Here is a 26,186-nt window from a genome sequence, read left to right on the forward strand (position 1 = left end):
ACAGCCTTTCTGTTTCCCCAGGTCGGCCCCCCGGACCGAGTAGCCGTCCGAGTCATGCTGGGCGGGTGGCAGACAAGCTGGCGCTGGGCGCATTCGGGGAGAGACTGGCGGCGCGGCATCTGCGTGCCGCCGGAATGCGGATCGTCGATCGAAATTGGCGTTGCCGCTACGGTGAGCTGGATCTGATCGCCCGTGACGCGGCGGTGACCGCGTTCGTGGAGGTGAAGACCCGCACCGGACTGTCGTTCGGACGGCCCGCCGAGGCCGTGACCCGAGCCAAACAGCAGCGGATCAGACGCCTGGCCCTGCTGTGGCTGGCCGAACATCCCGGACCGCGGCGGCGCATCCGCTTCGACGTGGTGTCGGTGCTGGTGCTGCCCGACCGCCCGGCCGTGGTCGAACACCTCGAGGCGGTGTTCTGATGGCGCTCGGACGGGCGTATTCGGTGGCGGTGACCGGCGTGGAGGGCCAGCTGGTCGAGATCGAGGCCGATATCGGCCAGGGCCTGCCCTCGGTGCATCTGGTTGGCCTGCCCGACACCACGCTGCAGGAATCGCGCGACCGGGTCCGGGCGGCGGTCACCAATTCCGGGGAGAAATGGCCCGACGGCCGGGTGATCCTGGCCCTGTCCCCGGCGACCCTGCCCAAGGTGGGCAGCGTCTACGACCTGGCGCTGGCCGCGGCCGTACTGGACGCCGGTGACGCGATTCCCTCGGAGCGGCTGGTCGGGACCGTGCTGCTCGGCGAACTGGCGCTGGACGGGCGGGTGCGGCGGGTACGCGGCATCCTGCCCGCCGTGCTGGCCGCCCGCGCCGCGGGCCGCCCGACGGTCGTGGTTCCCGGCGCGGGTCTGGCCGAGGCCGGGTTGGTGGCCGGCATCCGGGTGCTGGGCGCCGATACGCTGCGGGCGCTGATCGACTGGCTGCGCGGCGAGGGCGAGTTGCGCGCCCCCGACGGCCTGCTCCCACCGGTGGACCGCACCTGCGGCGACCTCAGCGAGGTGGTCGGGCAGGACGAGGCGCGCTGGGCACTGGAGGTCGCCGCCGCGGGCGGGCACCACCTGTTGCTCACCGGACCGCCGGGCATCGGCAAAACCATGCTGGCGCAGCGTCTTCCGGGCCTGCTGCCGCCGCTGACCGAACGCGACGCGCTGGAGGTGACGGCGATTCACTCGGTGGCCGGGACACTGCCCAACGACCACCCGTTGATCACCTCCCCACCCTTCGTGGCGCCGCACCATTCGACCTCGGTCACCGCCATCGTCGGCGGCGGTTCCGGTTCGGCCCGCCCGGGTGCGGTGAGCCGGGCTCATCGCGGTGTGCTGTTCCTCGACGAATGCGCCGAGATCGGCACGAAGGTGTTGGAGGCGTTGCGAACGCCGTTGGAGGAGGGCGAGGTTCGCATCGCCCGCCGCGACGGGGTGGCGCGGTATCCGGCCCGCTTCCAATTGATCCTGGCCGCCAATCCGTGTCCGTGCGCCCCGGCCCGCGATGTCGACTGCATCTGCGCGCCACTGGCCCGGCGCAGATATCTGGGCAAACTGTCCGGACCGCTGATGGATCGCATCGATATCTGGGTTCAGATGTACGGCCAGGCGGCGGGTGCCTTCGCCGCGACCGAGGCCGAGAGCAGCGAAACGGTGCGCGGCAGAGTCACCGTCGCGCGGCAGGCGGCGGCGCGGCGCTGGCGGGAATACGGTTGGACCACCAATGCCGAGGTGCCCGGACATGTACTGCGCCAACGCTTCCGGTTGCCGCGCGAATCGCTCGCCCCGGTGGAGAACGCGCTTCGCCAGGGCCGGATGTCGGCCCGCGGGGCGGATCGCGCGATCCGCGTCGCGTGGACGATCTGTGATCTACGCGGCGCGGAGGTGCCGAGTGCGCAGGATGTCATGCAGGCGTTGAATTTTCGCCAGCGGGGTGCGTTGTGAGGTCCGGCGATGAGCGGCGGTTGCGCCTGTGGTGGGCGGCCGAGGCCGTCGCGTTGCTCCGGCGGGTGGGGCGCATGCGCGTTGTGGGGTGGGCGGATCCCGGGTCGTCTCGTCGTTGGGGGAGGGTCGATGATGCCTTCTCCGACCAGGAATCGCCCACTCGGGGCTGGTCTGTCGCGTCGTCGCGGGATGGTCGGGCTCGGGCGAGTACGGCAGCGACCGCCGGGGTTGAACCCGTGGACCGACCGCGGGCGGCTTATGGAGCGGTGGAAGCGGAGATACGCGACGGCGACGCGATGCCGTAGCCGAAGTATCGAATGCACGCGGGCTGGAACGACTCGAAGGGGGAGCGATGAGCGTCGGCGAGGAGGGGAGGGTAAGTGATATGGGCGTCGGAATCTTCGGGCGCACAGCGGATGTGGTGCGGCTCGACGCGGATGAGCGCCGACTGGCGTGGGTGTATCTGTCCCGCGTGGTGCAGGGGCCGTGTGCCGCGCTGTCGGCGCTGATCGAGCAGGTGGGCGTGGTGGAGGCGGCGCGGGCGGTGCGCGAATGCGAATTGCCGGAGTCGTTGCGTGGGCCGACCGAGAAGCGACGCGGAATATGCCGCGCGGAACGGGATCTCGACCTGATCACCCGCCTGGGCGGTCGCGTGGTGACGCCCGACGATGCCGAATGGCCCGCCTGGCGGATGCTCGGCCTCGGCCAGTTGGATCCGGGGCGGGACGCGGATGCGGCTGTGCCGCTGGTGTTGTGGGTGCGGGGGCCGTTGTCGCTGGTGACGTCCACCGAGCGGGCGCTGGCGGTGGTGGGTGCCCGGTGCAGCAGCGGTTACGGCGAACGGGTGACCGCCGAGATCGTCGCCGAGCTGGCGGCCCGCGGCTGGACCATCGTGTCCGGTGCGGCGTTCGGCATCGACGGTGCGGCGCATCGAACCGCACTCGCGATCGGCGGCGTCACCATCGCCGTCCTGGCCTGTGGGGTGGATCGTCCCTATCCCGCCCAGCACCACCGGCTACTGGCGGAAATAGCCGAAACCGGCCTGGTGATCAGCGAATACCCGCCGGGTGCCGTCGCGCACAAACACCACTTCCTGGCGCGTAATCGCCTCGTGGCGTCACTCGCCGACGGCGTCCTGGTCGTCGAGGCGGGTCTGCGCAGCGGCGCGCGCAACACGGTGAAATGGGCGCGCCGCATCGGCCGCCCCGCGCTGGCGGTGCCGGGCCCGGTGACCGCACCCTCCTCGGTCGGCTGCCACCGCATGATCCGCGAGGGTGAGGCCCTGCTGGTCACGCGGGCGGAGGAGGTCCTGGACGAGGCGGGCCCGCTGCATCTGCCGGTCCCCGCGGCCCGGTCCGACGACGAGAACCTCCGCGGCGATGAGGCTCTCGTCTACGCGGCGCTGCCGAAGATCGGTTCCCGGCGGCCCGGCGACCTGGCCGCCCAATTGGGCCTGTCCCTCGCGGCCGTCCGCGCGGCCCTTCCGGCCCTGGAACTCGCGGGCCTGGTCGGCTGCGACGCCACCGGGTGGTTCCGGGTGGCGAGGACAGCGCTATGAGCCCGCACGCCCCGGACGGTTACGAGGTGGACGGCGCGGTACGATTCCGACATGTTCTTCTTCCACCTGCGCTGAGGACCCGTCGGCAAGACGAGGACCCCCCATTGCCGACGAGGCGGGGCGACGCGGCGTCGCTTCGAACCTCGACGTGGGAGAAGAACATTCACATGTCCATCCGCCTGGTGGCGCGGTGTTTGCGTGGACTGGAATCCGTCGTGGCGGCGGAGATCCTCCGGCTCGGACTCGGCACGGTCACCGAGATGAGCCATCGCGAGGTGCATTTCCACACCTCCCGGCCGGATCCGATGATCATCCGCCTGCGGACCGCCGACGATGTGTTCCTGCTAGCCCGCAGCGGCCCGGATATCGGTTCCGGCCGGGCATCGGTGGCCGCGCTGGCCGAACTCGCCGCCGATCTCGATGCGGCGGCGCTGTGCGAATCGAGACGACTGTGCGGAGGCGCGGCGGGGCTGGGCGACGGGGTCGAGGTCTCGGCCTCGTTTCTGGGGAGGCGCAATTTCAACCGGTACGACGTCGAGGACGCCGTCGGCCGCGCACTGGCCGAGCGCACCGGACTCGCCTACCTCTCCCGGCGAAACGGTAACCGTCCGACCGTCTGTCGCGGCGGTTGGCGGGTCGGTCTGGACGGGCGCCGAGCCCAACTGTTGTTGCGCGTAGCCGAGCGCCCGCTGCACCGGCGAGCCTACAAACGGCAGAGCGTGCCGGGGAGCCTGCATCCGCCGTTGGCGGCGGCCATGGCGCAGCTGGCCGATATCCGGCCCGGCCACCGGGTGCTCGATCCGTGCTGTGGCGCGGGGACTTTACTCATCGAGGCCGCCCACCAGCAGGCCGACGCGTCCTACCGCGGCTTCGACCTGGACCCGGTCGCCGTATCTGCCGCCCGCTCGAATGCGCTGCGGCATATGGACATCGAGCGCGCGGACGCCGCGGATCTGCCGATCGCGACGTCCGAGGTCGACCGCATCCTCTGCAATCCGCCATGGGGCGAGCAGGTTCCGGCCCGCGGCCTGCTCGCCACCGCCCACCCGCGATTGTGGTCCGAACTGCACCGCGTGCTCGAATCGGACGGGGTCGCGGTGGTGTTGATTCCGGACACCCGCGAACTGCGCACCACCATCCACGCCGGGCTCGTTCCGACCCACGTCCAGCAGCTGCGGGTGGCGGGCCGACACTCGTACCTCACCCGCCTCACGCCCGTGGCTCACACCCATTCGAGCCGTGCACTCCGGGCGGATCTGCCCGGTGGCACCTGACGAAACCGCCGCCAGCGCACCGCGCCGGTTGCGCACGGCCATGGCGGCCACCACACCTCGGGTCGTGGACCCAGCCGGGCACGTCACCGGCGACATGCCGTTCCGAGAGCACCCGAGGCCAGAGGTGCGCCAGGCCGGTGATCGCGGGGTCGATCGATGAACCGAGTTGCCGACGGGCCACCGACTCGGGCGCACGCGGACTGTGGTGCGGTGGGCGGCCTTCGCCTCGGCGCGGTGGCTTGCCTGGGCGCGAGCGGGGGGTGAACGTGGACGGTATGGACGAGTTGCCCGAGGATCTGCGGGAATTGCTGGAGGAGTATGCGCGGCATCTGCGGCTCGGGCGGAATCGCTCGGCGCACACCGTGCGCGCCTATATCGGGGACGCCCGGTCGCTGCTGCTGCATCTGTGCGCGCGAGCGGCCGATTCCGGGGTGGGGGAGATCGACATCGCGCTGCTGCGGTCCTGGCTGTCGGAGCAGGCCGCGGGGGGCGCGGCGCGCTCGACGATGGCGCGCCGCGCCTCGGCGGCTCGCACCTTCACCGCCTGGCTCACCCGCACGGGCCGTCTCGCGGTGGACCCCGGCTCGCGGCTCGGCTCGGCCCGGGCCCACCGCACGCTGCCCGCGGTACTGGGCCGGGAACAGGCGCAGGCGGCCATGACAGCGGCGGAATCGGGTGCGGCGCAGCATGATCCGATGGCGCTGCGCGACCGCCTGATCGTCGAGATGCTGTACGCCACCGGCATTCGTGTGAGTGAGCTGTGCGGCCTGGACATCGACGACGTCGACCGGGAACGCCGACAGCTCCGCGTCCTGGGCAAGGGCAACAAGGAACGGTCGGTCCCCTTCGGGCTCCCTGCCGACCAGGCTCTCGAGACCTGGCTCCGATACGGCCGCCCCCTCCTGGCGAACGACGAATCCGGCCGCGCACTGCTTCTGGGCCGACGAGGACGCCGCCTCGACCAACGTCAAGCCAGAACCGTTGTCCACGAAGTGATCTCGGCGATCCCCGGCGCCCCCGACATCGGCCCGCACGGCCTCCGCCACACCGCCGCCACCCATCTCCTCGAAGGCGGCGCCGACCTCCGCATCGTCCAGGAACTACTCGGCCACGCCAGCATGGCCACCACCCAGCTCTACACCCACGTCTCCATCGACCGTCTCAAGAAGGCCCACGACCAGGCCCATCCCCGCGCCTGACCGCCGCGGCCCCGTCCCCGCGTACGGTCATGATCATGTCGACGCCCCCGAACGAGCTCCCCCCGCTGCGCTCACGCCTGCGCGCCGCTTTGCCCGCGGCCATGAAAAGCCGCGACCGCGCCGCCGCCGCGGCCCTGCGCTCGGCCCTGGCCGCGATCGACAACGCCGAGGCCGTCGCACCCGCGGAAACCAGCCCGGGAGCCATCGAGGCCAGCCCGATCGGCGCAGGCGCCGCCGAAGCCCCCCGCCGAGACCTCACCGAATCCGATATCGAGCAGATCGTCCGCAAAGAGCTCACCGAAAGACTCACCACCGCGGCGGAATACGACGCCCTCGGCCACACCGACCGCGCGAACCAACTACGGGCGGAGGCCGCGGCGCTCAGCGCACACCTGACGCCCGAGTGAGTGCGAGCAGCGCTGCTGAGGTCGCTCTAATCCGTGAGGACGAACGCATACCACCCTTCGGCGACCTTTTCGAAGGTGCGGATCGCGGTATCGGCAGGCGCGGCGTCGGGGGAGTAGACCCAGCCGCGGATGTGCGGCCCACCGGTGCTGTCGGCATCGTAAAAGTAGATCCGGCCATCCGGTCCCCGCTGTGCCGAGCTGATTTCCAGTCCGCCCAACCGAAGGTCTTCGCGACGATCGGGACCACCGCTCGCCATTTCCCGGGCGATTCGCTCCAGATCCGGTCGAGCCGAATCGAAATCGGCGGGCCTGACCGCGAACCCCACCACCAGACCCACCACCACAACCGCCGGAACCCCCAATACCCACCACGACCACTCGCGCTGCCGCCCCACCACATAGAGGCTTTTGATGGCCCACACGGCCACCGAGACCGCCAACCCGATGGCACCGACCGCCATCCCGATGAGCCTGTCGGCATCGGTCATGTCGCCGCCGAACGGCGGCCGGTCGTAATAACAGACGAGAAGCACCCCGACAGCGATTGCGGCCGTGACCGATACGACAATCCGCGGCGGCTTCACCGAGCCGGGACCGACCTCGTTCTCGCCGTCGCGTGGTCGCACAGTCGAGCCCTCCCGGATCAGCCGAGTCGAAACAGGTGAGAGCCTACCGAGCCGCAGTTACGCGTTCCGATTCCGTGGCGGGCTCAGCCACACCGAAACCCACGCCCGCGAGCGTTACAGTGAGCCCATGTCGACGCTGCTGACCGCCATCCGCGCGAACGACGAGGCGGTCGAATTCCTGAGCACACCAGGAGATTTCGATCTCGGCCGGGGTGACCATGTCGAGGAGGTGCACCTCGCTTCCGGTATGGCCATCGAGGGTTTTGCCGGAGACCACTCCGGCGGCACGTACTTCTTCTGCGGTGCGGGCGGCGAAGAACGGCCGGTTCTGTACGCCGACTCCGAAGGCCGTGCCGATCTCATAGCGGTCGGCCTGCCGGAGTTGTTGCGGCTCTTGCTCGCAGTGCCCTGGTGGCAAAGCTGCCGGGACTTCACCGCCGAGGAGAGCCGCGGGCTGGCGGAGGAGTTCCTGGAGTTCGTACCCGATTTGTTCGACCGGCGCGACCGGGTGGCGGCCGCGCTCGGTGTGGAACTTCCGCTGGAATCCGAAGTCCTGGAACGACTTCGCGCGGTGGTGACCCTGGGTCGCGCAGAGTACACCTTGATCTACACACCCGAGGGCACATGCTACGAACCGCTGTTCGCGCTGTAGCCCCGCCACCGGCTCCCCCGGGCATGTCGGCGAGTCGAATTCGACAGCCTCACCGCACAATTGATCGGCGCACGCCCTCGAGTGCCACGATCAGCACGGGCACGAGGGTCACGTGCATCAGCGACAGGGTGATCGTCGACGGGGTGTCGAAACCGGCGGCGAGGGTTATCGCGATGGTGCCCAATGACAGCACCGATCCGACGCCCGCGGCGACGCGGAGCACTCCGGTCCACAGATAGGAAAGCGCCACCGCGGCGGTGAGACCGACGAACAGCGGGACCGTGGACAACACCACGACGCCACCCGGAGCGACGTCCATCGGTGCGCCGTTGGCATCGACGGTTTGGAAAGAGCCTCCGGCCACTTCACCGATCAGCCAGAGAACCAGATTGGCCAGCACGGCCGCGGCGACACCCCCGAAGACGGCCACTGGGCGGCGGATGGCCGGGATCCAGGTGACGGCACGGGACGTGGCGGTAAGGGTCGACATGATGAACTCCTGATCATCCGATGTGGTTACGGGACTCATCGTCAAACATCAACAATTGTTCAGGTCAAGCCCGGGGCTACCGTTGCTCCGCCTGGGGCACAACGAGATCGAGATCACCGGGGAGTCGGCACGGGACCCTGGGGCCCGCCCGCCCACGCCGCACTGCGCCGCTCATCGCCACGCCGCAACGCTGATCACGTGTCGCGGCGGCACGCCATCGATCAGGCGGCGTCGCGGGTCTCGGCCAGGATGCGCGCCGACAGCAGGCTCATCCACGCGGCCGCCACGACCCCCGCGATCCACAGCGGGACGAAGTTGTAATAACCTTCGGCGTTGCGCATGTTCGTCGGCATCGCGGCCAGGACGAGGTAGCCGATGAGCATCACGACCGTGAGCGCGGCCGAACCGGATCGCCCGGCCCTGCGCCACCGCCACGCGAAAACCACAGCGGCACCGATGAATCCGACAGCGCCGACCATGGGGGCGACCCCGTGCAGCATGCCGTGCCAGCTCATCGTGTCGGGTTCGAGCGGCGGCGCTCCGGCCGGGAATCCGAACGACGGATCGGCGACGAACAACCCACCGGCGATCAGTCCTATCCCATTGAGCGCCAGCCAGCGCGGCCCCCACACCCCGCCCGGTTGCCCGTGCAGGACCCGGCCGATCCCGTAGGCCCCCGCGAGGTACAACAGCCCGGACACCACGAAGTTGGCGATGTTGATCCACCCCCATTCCCCGGTACTCAACAAGCTCAGCGGATGTTTCACCATGTCGAACCCGTCCCGCGTCAGCCCTTGCGCAATGCCTGCCCCGATGAACAGCGAGGCGCCCACTGCCACAGCGGGAACCAGGGCGCGGGCAGTATCCCTGGACGATTCGGCACTACGCTGCCGCTCGACGGTCATGATCGTTCCTCTCGGTCGTGCCCACCCCGATGGCGGGCCTCCGATAGGGCAGACGGCGCACGCCCGCCGGACTCATCGCCCACTCGTCCGTTTCCGGAATGTCTTGGGGTGGCGGTAGTTCGGTTCGGCACCGTGATCGCATTCGTAGGATGGGTGTCATGGAGAGGACGCCTCTGCGGGGTGGTGGCGGCTCGGGTTCGGCACGAAGGGTTTTCGCCGACAGGCTGAGCGAGTTGTTCGAGGCGGCTGGGAAACCGACCCTGAAGCAGGTGGTGCGGGCGACCGCCCGGCGCATGCGGGCCGCACAGGGTCCCGGCGGGCACCAGCCGGTGACGGTGCAACGGGTCAGCGATTGGCGGTCCGGTCGCAACCTGCCGCACACGTTCGAGGCCGCGGCGCCGGTGTTGGTGACATTGTTCGCGATGGCCAAAGCCCAGCCGGGACCCCTCGGTGAGGATCTCGTCGATCTCCGGGCGTGGAAACGGTTGTGGACCTCGGCGGTCACCGAGCCGCCCGGCGGGTCGTCGCCGCTGCGCCCGGTGGCGATTCGGGCGCTGCCTCGTGATGTGGACGCACTGGTCGGCCGCGAGGAACAGTTGCGGCGCATTGTGCAGACGGCGGGGTCGGAGCGGGTGGTGTCGATCCACACGATCAACGGCATGCCGGGTATCGGCAAGACCGCGCTGGCGATCCGTGCCGCCCACGAGTTGGCGCCACGGTTTCCCGACGGGCAGTACTTCGTGCAGTTGCACGCCCACACCCCGGGCCAACCAGTCGCGGATCCGGCGGAGGTGTTGGCCGGACTGCTGACCGATCTGGGCATCGACCCCCGCAGCCTGCCCGACACCCTGGCGGCGCGCCGGAATCTGTGGCGAGATCGGCTGGCCGACAAGCGGGTACTGCTGGTGCTCGACGATGCCCACGGTCTCGCGCAGATCGAACCGCTGCTGCCTTCCGGTGACGGGTGTCTGACGATCGTGACCAGTCGCCGCCGACTTGTCGCTCTCGACGGGGCCATGCCGTTGGCGCTCGAGGTGCTCGACCCCGACGCCGCGGTGAGCTTGTTCGCCTTTCTCGCCCGCCGCGGCATCACCGGTGACACCGATGCGGCCGCCGCGGAGCGAGCAGCGGCCGATCGCCTTGTCGAACTGTGCGGATATCTGCCGCTGGCGATCGTGCTGCTGGCCGGGCGGCTGGCTCATCACGCCGCGTGGAGCATCACCGATCTCGCCGAACGATTCACCGCCACGACCGACCGGCTCGCCGAACTCGACACCTCCGATCGGGCGGTGCGGGCCGCGTTCGAGCTGTCCTACCGGGATCTGCCGGTCGAGCAGCAGACCCTGTTCCGGCAGCTGGGCCTGCATCCGGGCACCGAATTCGATCCAGGGGCGGTGGCGGCGCTGGCCGCCATCCCGCTCGATGCCGCGCGGCGGCATCTGGACGCCCTCTACACCGACCATCTGCTCGAAGAGACCAGGCCCGGCCGTTATCGGCTGCACGACCTGCTGCGCGAATATGTCGGCACCCTCGCCGCGACCACCCCGGCCGCCGACGACATCGCGGCGGTGGAACGGCTGCTGGACTACTACCAGCACACCGCAACCCGTGCCAACCGGTGGCTGACCCACTACGCCCCGCCCACCGACCACGACACCGCACCACTGGCCGGGCCGGACGGTATCGCGGTGCGTGAGTTCGACGACCAGGTACGGGCACTGGCGTGGATGCGCACCGAGCGGGCCAACCTACTGGCATGCCTGGAACACGCCACCGGCCGTGATCCCGCGCGGATGATCGCGTTGACCGGGGTGCTGGCCGGTCTGCTGAGCCTGGAGGGGCCGTGGCCACTGGCCGCGCGGCTGCACCAGCGCGCGGCCGAGACCGCTGCCCGCCAGGGCGACTGCCTCGAGGAGGCGAACGCCCTCACCAACCTCGGCCTCGTGGGCCAGCTCACCGACGATTACGGGCAGGCGGTCAGGGTGCTGCGGCAGGCCCTGACGCTCCATCGCGATCTCGGCAACCGCCGCGGGGAAGCCGACGCCCTCACCAACCTCGGTCTGGCACTGTGGGTGACCGACGATTACGGGCAGGCGGCCAGCCTGTTGCGGCAGGCCCTGACCCTCTACCGCGATCTCGGCAACCGCCACGGGGAAGCCAACGCGCTCACCAACTTCGGCTTCGCACTGTGGCTCGCCGAGGATTACGGGCAAGCGGCCGATCTGCTGCGGCAGGCCCTGACCTGCTGCAGCGATCTCGGCAACCGCGTGGTCGAGGCCTACGCGCGCAACGCACTCGGTTATGTGTGCCGGGAAACCGGAGACTACGAGCAGGCCGTCGCCCTGCACGAACAGGCCCTGGCCCTCTCCCGGGACCTCGGCAATCGCGACCAGGAAGCGAGCGCCCTGACCGCCCTCGGCCAATTGCGCCGCGAAACCGGCGACCACGAGCAGGCCGCCGATCTGCATGAGCAGGCCCTGGCCCACTTCCGCGACGTCGGCAATCGCTACGGAGAAGCCACCGCCCTGAGCGGCCTCGGGCAGGTGCGCCGCGACACCGGCGACCATGCCCAGGCCGCCGACCTGCTGCGGCAGGCCTTGGCCCTGAACCGAGACATCGGCAACCGCCGCAATCAGGCCGACACCCTCGGTCAGCTCGCCATACTGTACGAGCGGACCGGGGACCCGCAGCGGGCCGCCGACCTGCATCGGCAGGCCCTGGTTCGCTACCGCGACCTCGGCAGCCGACTCGGCCGAGCCAGGGAACTCAATGGCGTCGGGCGAGTGTTGCTGGCCACCGGCGAACCGGGCGAGGCGTTGCCGGCCTTCACCGACGCGCTCGAGCTGGCTCGCGAGATCGGACACGCCCTCGAACGTGCCCGCGCTCTCGACGGTGCCGCCCACTGCCGCGCGGCCCTCGGCGATATCGCCGCCGCAGTGGCCGATCTGAGTGCCGCCACCGAGATCTACCGGCGCCTGCGCGTCTCCGAAACAGGTTGCGCCGCCGCCTATCTCGCGACGCTGGACACGCGGGCAACCGTGCGATCGGCGACAACGCCGGACGCAGGATGATCAGCGTGCTGGGTCACCGATCGCCGCAGGCGGTGACCTCGGTGAGCACGGCGCGGGCGAGTTCGCGGCCGCCGCCGGGCAGGGTCCGGAAGGCCCGCACCTCCGCCGCACCGAGGTCCACAACCTGGCTGACGCCGACGCCGGACCGTTCGACCCAGTTCACGAAATACGTACCGGGCGTCAGGTCGTCGACGTGGAGCTCGACCGTGGCGCACTCGCCTTCGGTGGGTCCGGAGAGCGCCCGCCAGTAGAGGGTGAACCCGTCCGGTGAATAACGGTTCTCGATGATCGTCCTGTCGCCGAAGTCGAGATGGAAGGCGCGTCCGGCGAACTCGGGGATGGGTACCCCGGGGCCGCCGTCGGCCTGCTCGTATTCGTAGCGGTAGAACTTGCGATGGTCGAGCAGCTCGTCGGCGGTGACCGGCCACGGGTCGAGCGGTTCGATGCGGCTGATGACCTGCCCGTGTTGCGGATCGGTTTCCGGAAGTGGGTGTGCCGGAAGGTATTCCGCGTCGGGATTGAGGTGCTGCCAGTCGGCCCACAGCTTGTCGATGAATGCGTGCAGTAGCCAGAACACGGGGTCGTTGGGTGAGGTGCCGCCCGCCATCTGGCCGCCGACCCACAGGTGGGCGCGGTTGTGCATCTCGAAGCCGCTCTCCTGCAGGCCGGCGCCCCACCCTTCGAGGGCGTTGCGGAAGCCCTCGTCGAGGGCGACGGTGGTGTCGTAGGGCCAGGCGTCGTAGGGCGTCGTCGACAGGGTACGAGCGGCCTCGGCGCGGGTCGGCAGGGCGACGGGGTCGGCGGGGCGGCCCAGGCGGCGCATGAGGAAGTCGTCTTCGGTCGCCTTGACGTTGATCCGCCAGTTCCCGTGCCGGAAGGCGAAGGGGCCGGTGGTCACCTGCCAGTCCTCGGGGCGGCCGGTGCCGCCGAGGAAGTCCTCGGTCCACGGCAGCCGGGTGGTGCTGGTGTCGCGGGTGAAGTCCCAGTACGGCAGCGAGATGCTGTCGTCGATCGCGCGGAGGTCGGCCTCGAAGTTCAGCAGGTACTGGCGGTGCCAAGCGGTGAACGACGGGGCCATGTGCGCGACCCGGCGGCGGCCCTCACCGTCGGAGATGAAGAACTGATTGTGCAGATGCACGTACTCGTCGTACTTGCCGCGCCTTTTGAGCTCGAGGACGGCGTTGACGTAACGCTTCTGCTCCGACGCGGTGAGGTTGCGGACGTTCTTGCGAATTCGCATGGATCGGTTTCCTGTCGGTTATGCGTGCGGGTGGCTGTGGTGGGGTGCGAGACCGCCGACCTTCATCTCGTCGACCGCGGCCCGGGCGACGCGGATGGGGTCGCGGTGCGGGATGTAGTGGCACACGCTGGAAATGTGTGCCCCGCTGGCCATCCGCATCAGGTGCAGCGGGCGGCCGTCGATGTGAACCGTGAAGGCGGTCTCGGTGGCGGGGTCGGCGTCGGGGTCGGTCTCGATACGGATCCGGCGGCCCCGGTAGACCTCCTCGTACACCTCGTCGTGCGGGTGGTCCGGGTGGGTGGTGTCGGTCATCGCGGTGGCGTCCTTTCGGAAAGTGAGGTCAACTCGTGGGTCGTTGTGCGGTGCAGAGATCGCTCGATCGGCCGTCCGGGCTGTCGGTGACGGCGGCGGTGGCGAGGGAGTGGGCGACATCGGCGGCCCGGTCGACCACCGAGGGCATGCCGGAGGTGAAGAACAGGGTTCCGGATTCGATGTCGCCCATGGCGTATACCGACGGGATCGGCCGACCGTCCACGACGGTGCGGCTGGTGGCCGGATCAACCCACAGCCCGCCGTCGGGGTGATGGCTGGCCAGACCGGCGGCGACCAGGCTGACCAGCAGATCGCGAGCGGCTGGCGGTTGCCGGTGCGCCGCGGCGCCGGTGGCGTTGAGCACCGTGTCGGCGCGGAAGACCCCGTCGGTGGTGAAGATGTCGAAGCCGCCCCCGGCGACCGGCTCGACGTTCCACAAACCGCGTTGCACCGCAAGGCGATTCTGTTCGATACCGGCGGCGATGACGCGGGCGTTGCCGGGCGGCATCGGGCAGCACAGCGACTGCACCGCCCGGTAGTAGCGGCTGCGTACCAGCGCCTGCGCCCTGGGCTGCAGCCGGACCCACAGGTCCGGGCCCGACAGCGGAACGGCCTTCTGGGCCAGCCGGATCGCCGGATCCGGATCGTCGATCATGGCCAGATGCCGGCGCAGCCGTGCCGTCGGGTCCTCGCATTCGACGGCGACGAGCTCGGTCAGCACCGCCGATGGGTCACCGCCCGCCGCGACGATGTCGTCGGCCAGCAGGTAAGCGACGTCGTCGAGTCCGAGTCGGCGGCCCCCGGCGGTGATCGCGGCGAGCGTGTGCGGCGTGCAGGCGGACAGGGCCAGATCGGCGGGACGCTGCCGCACCATCGGCAGCGATCCGCTGCGCGAGGCCAGCACGATCGGCCCGCGGTGCCCGCCCCCGAGCAGCGTCACCGCGACGTCCACCGCGGCCAGTCCCGTCCCCAGCACGGCCACCCCGGCATCCGGATCCAACCCGGCGACGGTCTCGCGCAGCGGATACGGGTCGGCGTGGAAACCTGGATGCCCGGTCAGCCCGAAGTGGTCGTCCGGGGTGGCGGCCCCGACACCGAGCACGAGCCGGTCGGTCCGATAGCGACTGCCGCTGACCGTCGACAGCCGGATGCCGCCGCCGCAGGGCAGCGCCGACACCACCCGGCGCGGCACGATCTCGACTCGGCAACCGCGCTCGCGTAGCCGCGCCACCGCACCCTCGGCCCGGTCGCACAGGTACTGCCCATAGACGTGCCGGGGCGGGAACCGGTCGACATCGGTGAAATCGCGCCCATCGTGATCGAATCCGCGCCCAGCCAGCCAGGTGCTGAAATCGCGGGGCTCCCCCGCGCGGACCGACATGTGTTCGGGCAGGATGTTGACCCGCACGGAATCCAGGTCGTGCTGGTAGGGGCGGCCCCGCCACAACTGCGGCGCCGGGTCGAAGACGGTGATGCGGCCCGGTACCGGATCCGGGCCTCGGGAGAGCCTGTCGAGGAGCGCTACGGTGGCCGCGCCTGCCCCCACAATGGCCAGCTTCATGAAACAGGTCCTTTCGCGGGTTCCTGGTCGCGAGGGATCGAGCCGCCGTCGTGGCACCCCGCCGAGTAGTGCCGGTAACTGTTGTGGCGCAACGTTTCCCGCTACCGGAGCCGGACGTTCGAGGAACACCCGAATGCCCCGGTCGGCTTCCAGGAACGACTTGTCGGTGCTTTTCGTGAATGCGTGCCGAGCCCCCGCGACACCCCCGCGTCGAGTGTGACCGCTGCGCGCTCTCGATCGCAGCCGCGAATCTTCGGGGCACCGATTCCTCGTTCACCGACGAGGTTGCCGACGCCGAGAACCGTGCGGTCCGTCGGTGGCGTGACAACGCCCGGTATTGCTATGCGCGCGCGGAACCGATTGCCGCCCTGTGTGTTTCGCGTAGGATTGTTTCGAGCTTGCCCGATCTGGATGTCAGGCCGTTGCGATGGTGACCAGCAGCGCGATCAGCGCGACCATCTGCAGGCCGACGCGGGGATGGAGAATGCTGTCCCAGCGTTCCTGCAGAGCGCGCGCATCCGGGGGTATGGTTCCAGTCTGTGCCGCCGCCTTCTGTGCGGTGTTGACCGGCTTCGCGATCCGCGCGTAGAGAACCAGCCAGGCCACCAGGGCCAGCACGCTCAGCCCCGCCGAAACGGCGGGCACGGTGTATCCGCCCACACCGGCCAACACCGTGGCGAGCAGTGCGCTCACCAGTCCGGTGATCCCGATCGGGGGCATCCGGAGATCGGCGTAGTAGTGACCCCATCCGGCACTGAGGGTCATGGTGGTGTCGTCGAGCCGGCGGTGGACCGATCGCGTGACGAGCGCGGCGACGGTATCGGTGCCGTAGACGACGGCATTGGTGAGAACCGCGAGGGCAGCGAGGATCTGGATCGGAACGGACATGGCTGGTGGCTCTCCTGGGTTCGCGCGTTCACGTGACTTGTGTTCGGTGGTTGACCACATCACTATGGTTGGGTAACTCTCCATCGGGAAGTACGCACCTCGAGGTGCGTTGGTCACCCCTCGGTAGGAAGGAGCGGTCGATGCCGACACTGACCGCGGCCCAGAAGCGGGCCCAGGCGCAGGTGGAGTACGACGCGTTCCTGGCGGGCTGCCCCAGTCGCCAGCTGCTCAACCGGATCTCCGACAAGTGGGTCGCGCTGATCCTGGCCGCGCTCAGCGGCGACGGCCCGCAGCGTCCCGGGAGCGACTGCGTCGGCGAGCCGCGGTCGATGCGGTACGCCGAGTTGTCTCGCCGGCTGGCCGGGGTCAGCCAGAAGATGCTCACCCAGACGCTGCGCTCCCTCGAGCGTGACGGCCTGCTCACCCGCACCGTGACGCCGACCGTCCCGGTCACGGTCACCTACGAGCTGACCGACCTCGGTCTCTCGCTACACCACGTGATGCGCGGCATCAAAGAGTGGGCCGAGGCGCATATGGACGAGGTGCACGCCAATCGCGAGAAGTATGACAGCCGCGTCGGCTGAACGACGCACCACTAGCAGAGCGGCCGATTGCTTTGTCACGGTGTCGATTTCGTCGGAGAGTGCGACGATCCCGCGACCGCGTGTCGCTGACCCTTGCTCACCCAGCTCTGGTTCGCGACTTCACCGCGGCCCGCGATCGACGGTCGCTCACCTCGGCCTGACGGTGTCGATGTACTTGCCCGCGAAATAGCGCTGCACCAAACGGGTCACGGGTCCGGCGAGGCGGGTGTACCACGTGGCGGGGCGGGAAAACGCGGCCACGACCCCGTACACCGAGTCGTCGGAGGGGTCGTATTCGACGGCGAACAGTTCCTCGCCGCGCTCCGGATGGCCGGGCAGGGTGCCGTAGGCGAATCCGCGGCGGTCGGGTTCGTCGAGGACATAGACCACGCGGCAGGGCGCGGTGATGGCGATCGGGCCCAGGCCGAGTCGGACCAGCACTCGGGTGCCGGGTTCGGCCACGGGGGTGCTCGCCTGGCAGAAGATGCCGGTGCCCTTCTGCATTCGGTAGGTCAGGATCTCGGCGGCGGCCGATTCGAACAGGGCGCGGCCCGATCCGATGCGGCGGCGGAGGCGGAAATGGTCGTAGCCGGGCGGGAATTCGTGGGCGGTGGCACCGACTTCCACATAGGAGAACGGCGGCTGATCGGACATGTCTCCATCCTCCTGCGTGCGGGGCCGCGAGAACAGGGCCGTGGCGCCGGGAAGTGGCGGCACATAGATATATCCCGAGCTATCGCCGATATCTCTTGCTAGGATGGCTTAGGTAACCCTAATTATGGAGGTGTCTTCCTTGGCGCGCACCCGTCACAGTTTCGTGGTCTGCGGCACCGAACGCCTGACCGACCATCTGATCCGGGTTCGGCTGGGCGGCCCCGGCTTCGCGGCCTTCCAGCCCAACGGCTTCACCGATGCCTACGTCAAGCTGCTGTTTCCCCGGCCCGACGGCGAGGTGATGCGCACGTACACCGTCCGCGCGATCGACCCCCGCGCCGAGGAGATCACCATCGACTTCGTGTATCACGGCGACGAGGGCATCGCCGGGCCGTGGGCGGCAGGCGCGCGTGCGGGTGACCCGATCGATCTGTTCGGCCCGGGCGGTGCCTACGCGCCGCGCCCCGATGCGGATTGGCATCTGCTGGCCGGTGACGAATCGGCGTTGCCCGCCATCGCCGCCGCCTGCGCCGCGCTGCCCGCGGACGCGGTCGGCCGCGTATTCATCGAAATCGCCGGTCCCGCAGACGAATTGGTCTTCGAGCGCCCCGCCGGTGTGGAACTCACCTGGCTCCACCGCGGCGACCGTGCGCCGGGCGAGGCCTTGGCGGCCGCGGTGCGTTCCGAGCCGTGGCGCGACGGCCAGGCCCACGTCTTCATCCACGGCGAGGCGCAGGCCGTCATGCACGAGCTGCGCCCCTACATCCGCAAGGAACGCGGCGTCCCGGCCCAGTTCGCCTCCATCTCCGGCTACTGGCGTCGCGGCCGCAGCGAGGAGGGCTTCCGGGAATGGAAGCGCGACCTCGCCGAGCGCGAAGCGGTTGCCGCGCAGTAACATCCGGTCCAGGGCCCGCGGAGTTCCGCGAAAATTCTTGGCGATCAAGGCTTCAGCGGTTTGAGGCGCAGACCGGTGGTGCGCACGAGCCCGAGTGGATCCAGATAGTCGTGACCGCGGCGAACGCCCCAGTGCAGACAGGCGGTGGGACAGCCGGTATGACCGGGTTCCAGCGTCCCCACGATCTCACCGCGCAGCACCCGGCGACCGGACGGGACGGTCGCGCGCACGGGCTCGTAGGTGGTGCGCAGGCCGCCGGGGTGATCGATGGAGACGACGGGTTTGCCGCCCACCTCGTCGGCGAAGGCCGTGACGCCCTCGCCCGCGGCGAGCACCGGTTGCCCGGTGACGCCGCCCAGATCGATCCCGCGGTGACCCGGCAGCCAGTCGCGCGCCGGTTTGTCGAAGGCCCGCACTACCGGTGGCCGCGGGCGCAGCGGCCAGTCGAAGCGGCCCGACGGTGCCGCGTCCGCATCGGGGGCGGGCAGCACGATCGGGAGCAGGAAGCAGATCAGCAGGGTCGTCGACCAGCGCATGTCGCCAGCCTGCTCGCCTCCGGCCGGGGGTGGAAAGATCCTCTTCGGCGAGTGTGGACAACTCGGGGGCTGTGGACAACTTCTCCCGGCCGTCGACCCACCGGGCCCTACCTCAACTGCGCGCCTTCACCGTCACCTCCACCGCCTGCGCGTCGTCGGCCGCCTCGACGGTGATCACCCGGCTGTTCGCCGCCGAGGTGACCCGCCCGCCCCGCACCTCCACGGTGTATCCCTGCGGATAGTGCAGATCCGATGTGCTGATCTCGGTTGGCGCGCCGCGTTTTTCGGGACGGTAGCGAAAGTGCGTCTCGCCGGTGGCCGCGTCGAAGGTCAGCGACAGCGGGATGCCGGACGTGGCGCGGGGATAGGTGCGGACGAGTTGTCTGCCCAGCTCACCGGTGAACGGGTCGGGGCGCACGGTCGGGCCGTCGATGCTGCTGTAATGCCACCACATCCAGCCGAGGAGGCGCTGATCGGCGCGGTCGAGGGTGCGGGCGACGGTGTCGGCTCGGGAGTCGCCGCCGAATTCGGTGACCAGAGCGGGAATCTTGGCGCGTTTGGCGAAGGTCTCGTAGTTGGACCAGGTGCGGTCGTGCTGTGCGCCGCACAGTCCGACCAGCTCGCGCGGCAGGCCCAGATAGATCGCCGCCTCGTTGAACGCGCAGTAGTCGTGGAAGGAGAACACGATCGAGGGATCGGTGATCGCCGGGGTCAGCGGCGGTTCCGCGATATGGGTGGGAATCGTCTGATTCCACATCACATGCGGCTCCCACAGCACCGGCGCGGCCGGATCCCCCTCGCGAATGCGCCGGGTCAGCTTCTCGTGGACGCCCTGATACTGCGCGTCGAACTTGGGACAGCCCGACGGGATGCAGCTGGGGTAGACGACGCCCGGCCAGGGTTCGTTCATGACCTCGTAGCCGAGGACTGCCGGATTGCCGCGCAGCCGCGCCGCGAGCGCCGACAGGGCATCGCCCAGCCGATCCACCACGCCGTGGCGGTTGGTCCAGAAGTTCGACCACGCCAGATTCAGCGACGCCATCGTCGCGCTGTTCAGCGGCCAGCCCGGATTCGGTTCGCCCGGAAACGGTTTCGGATCCACCGCCCACGCCGGGAATCCATTGCCGCGGAATACCGCGCTCATCGAGTCCTGATGGTTGTCCAGCAGCACGTAGATGCCCGCCCGCCCGAGCGCATCCACCGTCCGCGCCAACCGTTCGATGTAGTCGCGGTCGAGCCGCCCCCGCTCGGGCATGAGCCCGGCGAATTCGACACCCAGCCGGACGGCGTTGAAGCCGTGCCGGGCGAGCAACTCGGCGTCGCGGGCGGTGATGGTCAGGCCGTCGCCGGGCGTCACGTACGGCGGATCCTTGTCCACGTTGTTCACCCCGCGCAGCAGGACCACGCGGCCGTGCTCGTCGACGAACGACGACCCCCGCACGCTCAGCCGCGACAGCGGTGGGGGATCGGCCGCGGCCGGTTCGGGGACGGTGATTCCGAAGGTGAGCGCGATGGCCGCGGCCGCGACGGCGGCCCAGCGAGCGCGGGGAAACAGAGAGCGCATGACTTCACGGTGCGCCACGGTGTCCGAATCAGGGCATGTTCTGGACGATTGACCAGATATGCGGGATGTGAATAGGGGTTTCCGGCTCTCGGAACACCCGATGACCACCCCGTTTATGTCGCGACGCGCCGGCCCCGTAAACTGATCGAGCGGTCCGCTCATCACCGGATCGACTTCGCGCGCCCGCAACTGTGGGTCGTCGGCTGGTCCCGAACGTTTCGAGCTAGTGCCGAATCGGGTCCGACGGCCGCGGGCGCCAGGGCAGTGGTCGCCGACCCCTGCGTCAACCAGCAACGAAAGGTTGTTACGGAGCCATGGCTGTCGTAACCATGAAGCAGCTGCTCGACAGCGGCGCGCACTTCGGGCACCAGACCCGCCGGTGGAACCCGAAGATGAAGCGGTTCATCTTCACCGACCGCAACGGCATCTACATCATCGACCTGCAGCAGACGCTGACCTACATCGACAAGGCCTACGAGTTCGTCAAGGAGACCGTGGCCCACGGTGGCACCGTGCTGTTCGTCGGCACCAAGAAGCAGGCGCAGGAGGCCATCGCCTCCGAGGCGACCCGCGTCGGTATGCCGTATGTGAACCAGCGCTGGCTGGGCGGCATGCTCACCAACTTCTCGACCGTCCACAAGCGGCTGCAGCGCCTGAAGGAGCTGGAGTCGATGGAGCAGACCGGCGGTTTCGAGGGTCGCACCAAGAAGGAAATCCTCATGCTCACGCGTGAGAAGAACAAGCTGGAGCGCACCCTCGGCGGTATCCGCGATATGGCCAAGGTGCCCTCGGCCATCTGGGTCGTCGACACCAACAAGGAGCACATCGCCGTCGGCGAGGCCCGCAAGCTGAACATCCCGGTCGTCGCGATCCTGGACACCAACTGCGATCCGGACCTGGTCGACTACCCGATCCCGGGCAACGACGACGCCATCCGCTCGGCCGCGCTGCTGACCAAGGTCGTGGCCTCCGCCGTCGCCGAGGGCGTGCAGGCCCGCGCCGCGCGTGCCACCGGCGATGCCAAGCCCGAGGCCGGTGCCGGCGAGCCGCTCGCCGAGTGGGAGCAGGAGCTGCTGGCCCAGGCCAGCCCGAACGCCGAGACCGCCGAGGCGCCCGCCGAGGCCCCGGCCGCGGCCGAGAGCTGAGCAGTGTCCGACGGCGGCGGCAGCGGGGCCTACGTGGTTACGCAAGCTGCCGCCTTCGGCCCTGACGCTGCCACCGCGGTCCGCACCGCGACGGATTGTTCACCGTGCCGGCCCTTCCTGTTCGGAAGCGGTCGGCATGGTGGTGCTAGAGACCTAGAGACCAATATTCGAGGAGGCTCGCCAGGATGGCGAACTACACTGCCGCCGATGTGAAGCGGCTTCGCGAGCTCACCGGCTCCGGGATGATGGACTGCAAGAAGGCGCTGGAAGAGACCGACGGCGACTTCGACAAGGCCGTCGAGGTCCTGCGCATCAAGGGCGCCAAGGACGTCGGCAAGCGCGCCGAGCGGGCGACCGCCGAGGGCCTGGTCGCCGCGTCGGACGGCGTCATGTTCGAGATCAACTCCGAGACCGACTTCGTCGCCAAGAACGACGAGTTCCAGAACCTGGCCGGCGACATCGCCGAGGCCGCGGCCAAGGCCCGCCCGGCGGACCTGGACGCGCTGAAGGCGCTCGACGTCAACGGCAAGACCGCCGACCAGGCCGTGCAGGAGCTGGCCGCGCGCATCGGCGAGAAGCTGGAGCTGCGCCGCGTCGTGTCGTTCAACGCGCCGGTCGCGACCTACCTGCACAAGCGGTCCTCCGACCTGCCGCCGGCTGTCGGCGTGCTGGTCGAGTACCAGGGCGAGGGCGACAAGGCCGCCGAGGCCGCCCGCGCCGCCGCCATGCAGATCGCCGCGCTGAAGGCCCGCTACGTCACCCGTGACGAGGTTCCGGCCGAGGTCGTCGAGAAGGAGCGCAGCATCGCCGAGGCGACCGCCCGCGAGGAGGGCAAGCCCGAGGCCGCGCTGCCGAAGATCGTCGAGGGCCGCGTCAACGGCTTCTACAAGGACGTCGTCCTGCTGGAGCAGGCGTCGGTGACCGACAGCAAGAAGACCGTGAAGCAGCTGCTGGACGAGGCCGGTGTGACCGTGACCCGGTTCGCCCGCTTCGAGGTCGGCCAGGCCTGATTTCGTCGTAAAGGCCCCTCGCGCGATATTCGCGCGAGGGGCCTTCGCCGTCTTTGGACACCCGAGGGCCGGTGCTGGTAGTTCTGTGGGCTTTCGCCGAAACAGGTTGGGACCCAACGATCGAGTCATGACGATCAAAGTCGATTACGCCGAGCTCGAGAAACTCCAGACCGAGACCGCGCGGGCGCAGAGCGCCCTGGCCCACGGCCTGCAAATCCTCGGCGCCGCCGCCGCGGGTGCCTCGGGTAGAGGAGTACCGACATTCAATATGGGTCGCGTCAGCTATCAGCCGTACACCCCCTTCGGGAATACCTCGGAGGGCGGTGCCTGCGCAGCCGCGCACGGTGACGCGTTCGCCGGAGTGGGGGCGGCCGTGCGGGCGTTCGCCGCCACGGTCGATTCCGACGCCGAGCGTTTGAAGCTGGCGATCACGCTGTACAAGGTGATGGATCATCGCAATGCGGAGGAGTTCCTGCGGAACAATCGCAATGGCCTCGATCTGTTCAGCACCCATTTGAGTAAGAACGACACTTCTGAGCAGGCGCAGCAGCAGCTCATGCAGCTTCGTCATCTGCTCGGCCTGGCCGGGGGCCCGCTCAGCGGTAATACGGTGATCGCGGGTGATCTCAACGCTGTGGCCGATCCGCGTGACGTTCCCAAGGACAAGCCCTTCAAACTGCCGTCGGCGGAGGCGATCCGCAACTTCGACAATCAGAACTTCGACCACCGGGCCGGTGAGATCCACGACGGTCCGGACGGTCGGCTGAAGGGCACCTCGGCCGGTAACGCCCCGATCGATCATGTGCTGCCCAGGGGTGTGGGAACCGCCCCGGCCGAGCGTTGGCAGCGCTGGGAGTCCGACCACGACGGGCAGCGCGTCGATGTCGCGATGCCCGCCTGGTGATCGGACCGCTCAGCGGTTGACGTCGATGTGAACCTTCGTCGTCGAGCGGTTCTCCGTATCTTTCGGGCCGCCGGGCCCGAGGTCGGTGACCGTGGTGCCGCCGGTCGTCACGCCATGGCCGGTGCGCACCACCACGGCATTGCCGAATTCGCTCGGCCAGCCCAGGCGTTCACCCTGGTTCTTGTTCGACGCCGGGCCGAAATGGACCTCCCACTTCTCCCCGGGCGCGGCCCGCTTGTCCAGCTCGGCCTGGAGTTGTTGTGATCCGTTCTTGAAGACTTCCTGTAGCGTCGCCACGTCGACCTTGCCATCGATGATGCGCTGTGCGATCCGGCCGAAATCGCCGTTCTGGGTCCCCTGCTGGTTTTCTCCGGTGGACAGGAAGTTGCCCACCTTGTTGCCGTCGCCGCCCTGCTGAATATTCCAGTTGAGCATCCGCAGGGTGCGTTTGGTCCAGGTTGCTTCCAGGGCCTGCAACCGCGTCGCGGCCGCTCGGATGGTCGCGGTCTGCGCCTTCAGTTGCTGGTCGACCCGGCCGCGAATTTGCTCGTACGCCTTGGCCACCTGGGCGACGAGCTCGGTCTGCTCCTCGTCGGTCGGCATGAGCTCGATGAGCCCGGAGCCGTACTCTCGAATCGCCACCTTGCCGTCGAGTTTCGCCTTCTCGTTGTTCAGCAAGCCCTGATTGAATCGCAGCACGTGGATGCACGCGCCGACCGCCGTGGCCGCCTTGCCGGCGAGTTCCGCGCCCTCGTCGAGGTCGGCGACGAGCTTGCGCCGGTGCTGGTCGTACCGCTCGGAAGCCGGACCGGCCCAGTGTCCGCCGACCACGGTCCTGGCCGCGTTGTTGATGGTGTCCGCCGCCCACGACAGCTTTTCTTTTTGCGCTTTCCAGCCCGCCTCGAATTCTCCGAGTTGACCCAGATCGGCATCGAGATCCTGGACGGTAACCGTGTTCCCCATGCAACGACCTTGTGTTGCTACGCAATTGGGTACAAGCCCGCAATTTCATCGGCCAGACCCGGTTTATTTTGCGGAAATGTCAACCGAGGGCGTATTGCTTTGTCAACCACAAGAATACGTACCGAGGAAATTCGGCCGGTTTTACCGGCCGCCCCGGCCTTTCCGCATCCCACCGCAGCCCACAGCCGATCACACCGGCCCGCGTCCGCGATCGCGAGTCGCACGGCGTGGTGCATCGTCGACTCCGCGGGTACAGTGCCTGCAACGTCCGGACGCGCCCGTTCGACGTTTCGGAGCTCGTGTCCGCCTCGCCCGGTGGATTTTCCGGGGGTCGGGTAACGGTTCGGGCCGGTCGTAGGGCAGGATGGACAGAGCTTTGTCACCGTCTCGTGTCCATCCCGACACCGGATGGTCTTTTCGCATGTGTGTAAGCAGGCTGTCGAAGAGAATGGAGACCGATGTCGGACCCGCAACCCGCCCGTAAGGGCTTTCGCCGAGTACTCCTCAAGCTGGGTGGGGAGATGTTCGGTGGCGGCAGGGTCGGGCTCGACCCGGATGTGGTGCAGACGGTCGCCGAGCAGATCGCCGAGGTGGTGTCGACCGGCGTGCAGGTGGCGGTCGTCATCGGCGGCGGCAACTTCTTCCGCGGCGCCGAACTCGAGGAACGCGGGATGGAGCGCGCCCGTTCGGATTACATGGGCATGCTCGGCACCGTGATGAACAGCCTTGCGCTGCAAGATTTTCTGCAGAAGCAGGGCGTCGACACCCGAGTGCAGACCGCCATCACCATGGGTCAGGTCGCCGAGCCCTACATCCCGTTGCGAGCCAAGCGGCATCTGGAGAAGGGCCGCGTGGTGATCTTCGGTGCGGGCATGGGCATGCCGTACTTCTCCACCGACACCACCGCCGCGCAGCGTGCGTTGGAGATCGGTGCCGAAGTCGTGCTCATGGCCAAGGCGGTGGACGGGGTGTACACCGCCGACCCGCGCGAGGATCCGAACGCCGAGATGTTCTCCGAGATCACGCACAAGGAAGTGCTCGAGCGCGGGCTCAAGGTCGCCGACGCCACCGCATTCAGCCTCTGTATGGACAACCAGATGCCGATGTTGGTGTTCAATCTCTTGACCAAGGGCAATATCGCCCGTGCGGTGGCCGGTGAGAAGATCGGCACACTGGTTCGGTCCTGAACGGATCAACACGATGACGCTGTGGAGGAAACGGTCGTGATTGAAGAAGCGCTCTTCGACGCCGAGGAGAAGATGGAGAAGGCCGTCTCGGTGGCGAAGGACGACCTCGGTTCCATCCGAACGGGTCGCGCGAATCCGAGCATGTTCAACAGAGTCGTCGTCGACTACTACGGTTCGCCGACGCCGATCACCCAGATGTCGAGCATCACGGCCCCCGAGCCGCGCATGCTCGTCATCAAGCCCTACGAGCAGTCCCAGTTACAGCCGATCGAGACCGCGATCCGCAATTCGGATCTGGGCGTGAACCCCACCAATGACGGCAACATCATTCGCGTGGTGGTCCCGCAGCTGACCGAGGAGCGCCGCCGCGAACTCGTCAAGCAGGCCAAGAGCAAGGGCGAGGATGCCAAGATCGCGATCCGCAATGTGCGGCGTAAGGCGATGGACGAGCTGAATCGCATCCAGAAGGACGGCGAGGCCGGTGAGGACGAGGTGGGCCGCGCCGAAAAGGACCTGGACAAGACGACCCACAAATATGTCGCCCAGATCGACGAGTTGGTCAAGCACAAGGAATCGGAACTGCTCGAGGTCTAGGCCGGGTCGGCGCGCCGACCCGCGGTGACAGCTCGTG

General features: G+C 68.7%; 26 protein-coding genes. 15 read left to right on the plus strand and 11 right to left on the minus strand.

Annotation, left to right across the window (positions count from 1 at the left end; genetic code table 11):
* The first annotated feature begins 65 nt into the window (after nucleotides 1–65).
* The 6 genes from NDR87_RS10420 (at nucleotide 66) to NDR87_RS10445 (ending at nucleotide 6,368) form a co-directional block, all read left to right on the plus strand.
* Complete coding sequence (locus NDR87_RS10420; RefSeq protein ID WP_251910961.1) at nucleotides 66–422, plus strand: YraN family protein; 357 nt, start codon at nucleotides 66–68, stop codon at nucleotides 420–422.
* On the plus strand, nucleotides 422–1,930 hold the full coding sequence (locus tag NDR87_RS10425) for a YifB family Mg chelatase-like AAA ATPase (RefSeq protein WP_251910962.1): 1,509 nt from the start codon (nucleotides 422–424) through the stop codon (nucleotides 1,928–1,930). The genes NDR87_RS10420 and NDR87_RS10425 overlap by 1 nt, the downstream gene beginning before the upstream one ends.
* Before the next feature lie 385 nt (nucleotides 1,931–2,315).
* Nucleotides 2,316–3,488: a DNA-processing protein DprA gene (dprA, locus tag NDR87_RS10430; RefSeq protein WP_251910963.1), complete on the plus strand. Its 1,173-nt coding sequence runs from the start codon at nucleotides 2,316–2,318 to the stop codon at nucleotides 3,486–3,488.
* Nucleotides 3,489–3,655: 167 nt separating this feature from the next.
* Complete coding sequence (locus NDR87_RS10435; protein WP_251910964.1) at nucleotides 3,656–4,762, plus strand: methyltransferase domain-containing protein; 1,107 nt, start codon at nucleotides 3,656–3,658, stop codon at nucleotides 4,760–4,762.
* Between the two features lie 275 nt (nucleotides 4,763–5,037).
* Nucleotides 5,038–5,961: a tyrosine recombinase XerC gene (locus NDR87_RS10440; RefSeq protein WP_251910965.1), complete on the plus strand. Its 924-nt coding sequence runs from the start codon at nucleotides 5,038–5,040 to the stop codon at nucleotides 5,959–5,961.
* 35 nt (nucleotides 5,962–5,996) lie between these two features.
* Complete coding sequence (locus tag NDR87_RS10445) at nucleotides 5,997–6,368, plus strand: GatB/YqeY domain-containing protein (protein WP_251910966.1); 372 nt, start codon at nucleotides 5,997–5,999, stop codon at nucleotides 6,366–6,368.
* Nucleotides 6,369–6,394: 26 nt separating this feature from the next.
* On the opposite strand, the gene NDR87_RS10450 is transcribed toward NDR87_RS10445, so the two are convergent.
* The gene (locus NDR87_RS10450) at nucleotides 6,395–6,994 is read right to left on the minus strand and encodes a hypothetical protein (RefSeq protein ID WP_251910967.1); all 600 of its coding nucleotides are present in this window, start codon (nucleotides 6,992–6,994) and stop codon (nucleotides 6,395–6,397) included.
* Nucleotides 6,995–7,121: 127 nt separating this feature from the next.
* Between NDR87_RS10450 and NDR87_RS10455 the strand changes: the two genes are divergently transcribed.
* Nucleotides 7,122–7,646 (plus strand): hypothetical protein, encoded by a 525-nt coding sequence (locus NDR87_RS10455; RefSeq protein WP_251910968.1) that lies wholly within the window; start codon nucleotides 7,122–7,124, stop codon nucleotides 7,644–7,646.
* A gap of 49 nt (nucleotides 7,647–7,695) precedes the next feature.
* Here NDR87_RS10455 and NDR87_RS10460 read toward each other — a convergent pair whose 3' ends face one another.
* Complete coding sequence (locus NDR87_RS10460; RefSeq protein WP_251910969.1) at nucleotides 7,696–8,136, minus strand: DUF6069 family protein; 441 nt, start codon at nucleotides 8,134–8,136, stop codon at nucleotides 7,696–7,698.
* A 221-nt stretch (nucleotides 8,137–8,357) separates the two neighbouring features.
* Nucleotides 8,358–9,041, minus strand: coding sequence for a DUF998 domain-containing protein (locus tag NDR87_RS10465; RefSeq protein ID WP_251910970.1), 684 nt, complete (start codon nucleotides 9,039–9,041; stop codon nucleotides 8,358–8,360).
* A gap of 158 nt (nucleotides 9,042–9,199) precedes the next feature.
* Between NDR87_RS10465 and NDR87_RS10470 the strand changes: the two genes are divergently transcribed.
* Nucleotides 9,200–12,112, plus strand: a complete 2,913-nt coding sequence (locus NDR87_RS10470; protein WP_251910971.1) for a tetratricopeptide repeat protein — start codon at nucleotides 9,200–9,202, stop codon at nucleotides 12,110–12,112.
* Nucleotides 12,113–12,125: 13 nt separating this feature from the next.
* On the opposite strand, the gene NDR87_RS10475 is transcribed toward NDR87_RS10470, so the two are convergent.
* The 4 genes from NDR87_RS10475 to NDR87_RS10490 form a co-directional block, all read right to left on the minus strand.
* On the minus strand, nucleotides 12,126–13,352 hold the full coding sequence (locus NDR87_RS10475) for a tyrosinase family protein (RefSeq protein ID WP_251910972.1): 1,227 nt from the start codon (nucleotides 13,350–13,352) through the stop codon (nucleotides 12,126–12,128).
* 18 nt (nucleotides 13,353–13,370) lie between these two features.
* Nucleotides 13,371–13,664: a tyrosinase cofactor gene (locus NDR87_RS10480; RefSeq protein WP_251910973.1), complete on the minus strand. Its 294-nt coding sequence runs from the start codon at nucleotides 13,662–13,664 to the stop codon at nucleotides 13,371–13,373.
* 28 nt (nucleotides 13,665–13,692) lie between these two features.
* The gene (locus tag NDR87_RS10485; protein ID WP_251910974.1) at nucleotides 13,693–15,225 is read right to left on the minus strand and encodes an FAD/NAD(P)-binding protein; all 1,533 of its coding nucleotides are present in this window, start codon (nucleotides 15,223–15,225) and stop codon (nucleotides 13,693–13,695) included.
* Between the two features lie 414 nt (nucleotides 15,226–15,639).
* Nucleotides 15,640–16,113, minus strand: coding sequence for a DUF1772 domain-containing protein (locus NDR87_RS10490; protein WP_251910975.1), 474 nt, complete (start codon nucleotides 16,111–16,113; stop codon nucleotides 15,640–15,642).
* A gap of 140 nt (nucleotides 16,114–16,253) precedes the next feature.
* Between NDR87_RS10490 and NDR87_RS10495 the strand changes: the two genes are divergently transcribed.
* The gene (locus NDR87_RS10495; protein ID WP_251910976.1) at nucleotides 16,254–16,697 is read left to right on the plus strand and encodes a helix-turn-helix domain-containing protein; all 444 of its coding nucleotides are present in this window, start codon (nucleotides 16,254–16,256) and stop codon (nucleotides 16,695–16,697) included.
* A gap of 147 nt (nucleotides 16,698–16,844) precedes the next feature.
* Here the strand turns inward: NDR87_RS10495 and NDR87_RS10500 are convergent, their stop codons facing one another.
* Complete coding sequence (locus NDR87_RS10500) at nucleotides 16,845–17,351, minus strand: DUF1990 family protein (RefSeq protein WP_251910977.1); 507 nt, start codon at nucleotides 17,349–17,351, stop codon at nucleotides 16,845–16,847.
* 139 nt (nucleotides 17,352–17,490) lie between these two features.
* On the opposite strand from NDR87_RS10500, the gene NDR87_RS10505 reads away from it, so the two are divergent.
* The gene (locus NDR87_RS10505; protein WP_251910978.1) at nucleotides 17,491–18,246 is read left to right on the plus strand and encodes a siderophore-interacting protein; all 756 of its coding nucleotides are present in this window, start codon (nucleotides 17,491–17,493) and stop codon (nucleotides 18,244–18,246) included.
* Between the two features lie 44 nt (nucleotides 18,247–18,290).
* On the opposite strand, the gene NDR87_RS10510 is transcribed toward NDR87_RS10505, so the two are convergent.
* Together NDR87_RS10510 and NDR87_RS10515 are read right to left on the minus strand one after the other, a co-directional pair.
* Nucleotides 18,291–18,782 (minus strand): M23 family metallopeptidase, encoded by a 492-nt coding sequence (locus tag NDR87_RS10510; protein WP_251910979.1) that lies wholly within the window; start codon nucleotides 18,780–18,782, stop codon nucleotides 18,291–18,293.
* Nucleotides 18,783–18,894: 112 nt separating this feature from the next.
* The gene (locus NDR87_RS10515) at nucleotides 18,895–20,346 is read right to left on the minus strand and encodes a cellulase family glycosylhydrolase (protein WP_251910980.1); all 1,452 of its coding nucleotides are present in this window, start codon (nucleotides 20,344–20,346) and stop codon (nucleotides 18,895–18,897) included.
* 314 nt (nucleotides 20,347–20,660) lie between these two features.
* On the opposite strand from NDR87_RS10515, the gene rpsB reads away from it, so the two are divergent.
* From rpsB to NDR87_RS10530, 3 genes are all read left to right on the plus strand, one after another.
* Nucleotides 20,661–21,491: a 30S ribosomal protein S2 gene (gene rpsB / locus NDR87_RS10520; RefSeq protein WP_251910981.1), complete on the plus strand. Its 831-nt coding sequence runs from the start codon at nucleotides 20,661–20,663 to the stop codon at nucleotides 21,489–21,491.
* Between the two features lie 185 nt (nucleotides 21,492–21,676).
* A complete protein-coding gene (gene tsf / locus NDR87_RS10525) occupies nucleotides 21,677–22,501 on the plus strand; it encodes a translation elongation factor Ts (RefSeq protein WP_251910982.1) in 825 nt (274 codons plus the stop codon).
* Nucleotides 22,502–22,628: 127 nt separating this feature from the next.
* Nucleotides 22,629–23,405 carry an endonuclease/exonuclease/phosphatase family protein gene (locus tag NDR87_RS10530; protein ID WP_251910983.1) on the plus strand — a complete coding sequence of 259 codons (777 nt, stop codon included), beginning with the start codon at nucleotides 22,629–22,631 and terminating at the stop codon, nucleotides 23,403–23,405.
* A 9-nt stretch (nucleotides 23,406–23,414) separates the two neighbouring features.
* On the opposite strand, the gene NDR87_RS10535 is transcribed toward NDR87_RS10530, so the two are convergent.
* Nucleotides 23,415–24,368 carry a hypothetical protein gene (locus NDR87_RS10535; RefSeq protein ID WP_251910984.1) on the minus strand — a complete coding sequence of 318 codons (954 nt, stop codon included), beginning with the start codon at nucleotides 24,366–24,368 and terminating at the stop codon, nucleotides 23,415–23,417.
* Between the two features lie 458 nt (nucleotides 24,369–24,826).
* On the opposite strand from NDR87_RS10535, the gene pyrH reads away from it, so the two are divergent.
* Nucleotides 24,827–25,555, plus strand: coding sequence for a UMP kinase (gene pyrH / locus NDR87_RS10540; RefSeq protein WP_251910985.1), 729 nt, complete (start codon nucleotides 24,827–24,829; stop codon nucleotides 25,553–25,555).
* 36 nt (nucleotides 25,556–25,591) lie between these two features.
* Complete coding sequence (frr, locus tag NDR87_RS10545; RefSeq protein ID WP_251910986.1) at nucleotides 25,592–26,149, plus strand: ribosome recycling factor; 558 nt, start codon at nucleotides 25,592–25,594, stop codon at nucleotides 26,147–26,149.
* Nucleotides 26,150–26,186 lie beyond the last annotated feature (37 nt).

The sequence above is a fragment of the Nocardia sp. CDC159 genome (genome assembly GCF_023740735.1).
Classification (GTDB): domain Bacteria; phylum Actinomycetota; class Actinomycetes; order Mycobacteriales; family Mycobacteriaceae; genus Nocardia; species Nocardia pulmonis.